Source organism: Polaribacter septentrionalilitoris (genome assembly GCF_009832745.1).
GTDB lineage: Bacteria > Bacteroidota > Bacteroidia > Flavobacteriales > Flavobacteriaceae > Polaribacter > Polaribacter septentrionalilitoris.
On record NZ_VRMJ01000023.1, the window covers coordinates 1 to 1,402 of the forward strand.

At 29.9% G+C, this 1,402-nt stretch carries 1 protein-coding gene; it reads left to right on the plus strand.

The features are described from left to right. Window positions 1-259: 259 nt before the first annotated feature. Complete coding sequence (locus FP421_RS04475) at window positions 260-1,078, plus strand: peptidase MA family metallohydrolase (protein ID WP_159948040.1); 819 nt, start codon at window positions 260-262, stop codon at window positions 1,076-1,078. The last annotated feature ends 324 nt before the right edge of the window (window positions 1,079-1,402 follow it).

Sequence of the window (1,402 nt, forward strand, 5' to 3'; positions counted from 1 at the left end):
TGTATATATTTATAATAATTTAAGAACCCATTTTAGCCTAGATTTAAGAAAACCTACTCAAGTACATCTTAATCCGAACATAAAATACAAATCGTATAGAAAAAATAATGTAAATTTGACTGAACTCGAAATTTAAACAATAAGCAGTTCAAACTATTTTTTTGCCTCCTAAACGGCTTAAAAAAATCGTTTGAACGTATTAATTAAACCTAAAAAAAGGTCAACCTATATCAGTATAATACAGAAAAATCGATATTTAATGAATAACAGTAAAGTAATCATCTCAATTTTGTGCTTATTTCTGATTTTATTCAGCTGTAAGGAAACAAATGAAAAAACTGAATTGAATGAAAATGACAATTGGAAAGAAGATACTCAAGTCTTAAAAAAAATCGAAAATGTTCATTTCACATTTCCATCAAAAGGAATGGCGTTCAACAAAAAGGAACAATATGTAAAGGAGTGTTTTGATGCGATTAAAGAAAATTCTGAAATAATTAAATTATCGGAATTTAAAGACACTATTTTTATCAGATTTTTACGTTCACGCCAAGAAAGCGGAGTTTACACTGGACAAAAATCAAGTGGCTCTGCTTGGCCACATATCAAAACTTTATACGTTGTAGCAAACGAAAATCAAAAACCACCAATTAAGCACGAATTAATGCACTTAATGTCAATGCTGGAATGGGGTTATGAAAATCCATCCTCGAATTGGGTTAATGAAGGATTGGGAACTTTTGCAGAAAATAATTGTAACGGATTAAATGTAGCTCAAATTTATAGGTACTTATTGGAAACAAACAAATTGATTCCAATTGAGTTGCTGACTTCTGATTTTTATAATCAGCCAGATATGATTGGTTATCATCAATCTGCTTATATTGTTGAGCATTTGATAACAAATTTCAGTATTGAAAAACTAAAACGGCTTTGGAGTGAAGGTTTTACAAAATTTGAAGATATTTACAATGTTCCCTTTTCAAAAGTAAAATTAGATTTAGAAAAGAAAGTACTGGAAAAATATCCAATCGCACCAGAAATTGATTGGGAAAAGTTTAATGAAGGTTGCGAATAAAAACTGCACACAACAACGTATATAAAACATAGCTAATACAGGCTTTCCGAAAGGTTTTTGTGTGTTTGTAAAGACCGCCAAATTTTTAAATTTGGCTTTTAGTAAAATAAAGATAAAAAGAAAAATTTAAAAATTCGGCTCGTGTATAATCCGAAACGAAAGCGTCTTTTTACACGCTACGTTTCATATACGGAGACGTTGTACACAATTTACCAAAAAATGACATTTGAAGATATAAAAGAAAAGTATTCTGAACGAGAACCTACATTTCCAACGAATTGTCCTGAACCGAATGAAAAGGACTTGAACGAATTAATTGAAAAA

Coding starts and splice junctions, on each gene's coding strand:
- FP421_RS04475 (WP_159948040.1), top strand. CDS start 260: ATGAATAACAGTAAAGTAATCATCTCAATTTTGTGCTTATTTCTGATT.